This is a genomic window from Geobacillus sp. (assembly GCF_017515625.1).
GTDB classification, from domain to species: Bacteria; Bacillota; Bacilli; order Bacillales; family Anoxybacillaceae; genus Geobacillus; species Geobacillus stearothermophilus.
Genome location: NZ_JAFWFM010000142.1, coordinates 1 through 3,230 on the forward strand (window position 1 = coordinate 1; position 3,230 = coordinate 3,230).

At 55.2% G+C, this 3,230-nt stretch carries 1 protein-coding gene and 1 pseudogene; both read right to left on the reverse strand.

Going from position 1 to position 3,230, the window contains the following annotated elements:
- Positions 1-54: 54 nt before the first annotated feature.
- The gene (locus IKE44_RS08585; protein WP_287465632.1) at positions 55-2,868 is read right to left on the reverse strand and encodes a tetratricopeptide repeat protein; all 2,814 of its coding nucleotides are present in this window, start codon (positions 2,866-2,868) and stop codon (positions 55-57) included.
- A gap of 153 nt (positions 2,869-3,021) precedes the next feature.
- Positions 3,022-3,230 (reverse strand): annotated as a pseudogene (locus IKE44_RS08590) (IS701 family transposase); the annotation flags it as partial.

Consider the following 3,230-nt stretch of genomic DNA (forward strand, 5'->3'; position numbering starts at 1 on the left):
ACCCGACCGTTGTCGGAGCCTTATTCCGTTCAAGCACGGTTTTGCACGGAACCATTAGACCGAACGGATTGATTTGTTTTCGTCCTGTAGCAATTGCACAGCGGCAGATGCCGCCTGCGCCAGCTGCTCGCATTGCCGCAAACGAATGTCAAAGAGCACGAGCGGGTCGCGGTACGCCTCAGGGTTTTTGCGCATATGTTTGAGCTCGCCTTCCTGGGCAGCGATCTCCAGCTCCAGCCGTTTCAACGTTTCATCGAGCGCCGTCAATGGCGCATGGAAAAATTGAGTGACATCACGCTCAAGCGATTTGGCAAACCATTCAAACGGCAGCAACAACTGCTGGATGATCGCCTCCACCACCTCAGCGTAATCTTGCGTCTGGATCAACTGCTTATACTTTTGCGCCAGCATCGCCTTGTTTTGCGCAAAAGCACCGAGCAGTTTGCCCGCCCCTTTCAACAGCAGCTGGCTTGGCGTTCTCCGCAAGAAAACGTTCACCTTGCCCACTTGCACCCCGTTGATCAACCGATCCGTATCGCGCCGCCAATCGGCGAGAAGGTGAAAATCGCATTCGAGCTTGAGTCGTTCCTGGCCGAACATGGCGTTAAACCCTTCGCCCATTTCATGCAAAAACACCTGGCATTCGTTGAATTCGTCTTCCGTCGCTGCAATCCACTGTTCCATGGCGCGGCGCAGCTTTGGCAGCGCCTCTTCATCAAGGTAAGCGCGAAGCCGTTCGTTCGCTTTGTCGTTCAGTTCAAGATGCAAGCGGGAAAAATCGCTGTCTTCGCTCACAAGATCCGCCATGCTGCGCAACAGATCGGAAATCGCCGTCAACAGCTCGCCCCGCATTTCCGCCAAGACGGTGTGGAACAACTTTGCCGTTTTGGCCGTTTTCTCCTCTTGCAGGTCGCCAAGCTGATGAATGGCGCCGCTCAGTTTGGCCGCCATTTCTTTTTTCCATACGACCAGCTCCGCCAGTCGACTTTCCGCCTCGGCTCGCTGCTGGAACAAATGAGCGATGAACTGGCGGATCGTCGTTAAAATCGCTTCCTCGCGGCGGACAGGGGACACGCATCGGCGCATCTCCTCAAGCCAGCCGACGAGGGCTTGCTGCTGCTTGCGGCTTGGCGCATGCGGCGAATAGACCATGACATTGGCTTCCGGAACGATCGTACGAACGTGCGCTTCCACTTCCTCAACGATTCTCGCCGTCTCCTCTTCATCCACCATCCCGTCGCCCGGAGGAAGCAAAACGCACATCGGCGCAGACGGCGCCCGCTCGCGAAGTTGCAACATCAACTGTTCATCGGCGCTAGAAAACGGATCCTCGCCGTTGAGAAGAAAAAGAATGCTGTCAGCAAGCGAAAACGACACAAGCGCTTCATGGTCGGATGAAGCGCTCCCGCCGAGCGGGCCGATATCCAACAAGACAATCCCTTGCGGCACGAGTGAAAACGGCGCCGTGCATTCAATGACAGCGTCATCGGAGAATCGGCTTCCGCGGCCGCCCGTTGCTTGTTGAAATTCGTCAATGCTCGAAAAAACGGTAAACTGGTCGTCGCTGATTTTCGCGACTTCCATCTCCCCGCCGTTTCTCCATGCCAGCACCGGCGCAGATGGCGCCGCCAACGCTGCCTCGCCGACCAACGTCCGCAAAAACGCCAACCGCTCATGGCGCGACGCCCCAGCGACCAAAACGAAATGCGTCCGCGAATCAGACAACTGCCGCACGAACCAGCGGAAGCGGAAATGCGAGCCCGCCCGCTGCTCTTCCGCCCAATCGGCAATTTCTTCAAATAGCGACACACCCGCTTCCCCAGCTTGCCGTTTCGCATGGACGAGCCGCTTAGCGGCGTCGTTGACCGTCTCTTCTTCAAACGCCTCAGGAAATTTCTCACTCCACGCCAACAAGGCAGCCGCGGCCACCGCTGTCTCCGGACCGTCGGCTAAACTTACCCAGCTTTTGACAAGCGGTGGCACCACTTCCACCAACTCTTTCAATCGGTACGGGCCTTTCATCAATCCTGCATAGGCTTCCCCTAAAAGTCCAGGAATTCGCTTCCAGTCGTAGTCGCGGCCGATCGACAACTCATCATAGAGGCGATTCCACTCCGCGAGCCACGAAAAATAGAGGTCACCATCCCGATACCCGTTCCATAGCGCCTGCACAAGCCGTTCAAACTTCACCCGATCCGTTTCGTACAACAGCGCCAGGCAGCGTGAAAACCGCGCAGGCGCCATCGTTCGCGCATGTCCTTGTTCCACATAACCGGTCAAGATGTCCGCCCAGCGGCGCGCCGACGTCCGCACCGCCTCTCCTAAAGCAAGCTCGACGGCGCTTTCCCAATCACCTTGCTCCTCGAAAAAGGCGCGCGCCCATTCGGTCATGTTCGGATAATCCGGATACAACGTCACACCGCGCTTAATCATATCATCCGCTTTCGCGTTTTCCCCCAACTCACGGTAGAGCGAAAACAGGCGCAAAATGATTTCCGCATGCAACGTTTCGCTTTCCGTCTCAATCGAACGGTACAGCTCCTCGGCCAGCTCGAGCCGTCCAAGCTCATAGTAGCTGTCGGCGATATTTTTTTGCGCCCACGGGCGCAAATCGTCGTGATGGACTTGTTCCCATTTAAAAATCGCCGCTTCGTAGTCGCGGCGGTGGAAATACACTTCCCCTTGGGCAAAGCGAATCGACGACAAATCAGCGCCATCCCGATGCGCCGTGAAAAAAATATCGCCAAGCGCGCTGACAACGTCGCGTTCCCCCGCCTCGACGAGCGTCTCGTAAAATGTTTTATGAACAAGTTGCTGTTCAAACCCCATGTCGATCACCTGACTCGTATATTTGCCATGCATGTTCATTGTATGGCACGTTTTCTAATTTTATTTCTATCCTATACATTTTAACAAACTTTCGCCGCCATGAACGTTTCAATTTGTTTTCATTTGCGAGACAAAATTCGACCCAATAGGCGATGAGGCCAATCAAAGGAACTTTCAATGGTGGTTACGCCCACGAGCTTGTCGAAAAAAACATTCGCTCGACCAGCGTTGGGCATAGTGGCGCAAGATGTCTTCATCGCTTAGCTCCCGGTCGGTGCTCAAGACGCAGTGAAGATGTTCCGATGTCATCGGCTGATTGGCTTTCCAAGCGAGCAGCACCACCGCATGGTCGAGACCGTTGAGCGCTCCTTCGTAACGATAGACGCGATAATGCTCTTCTC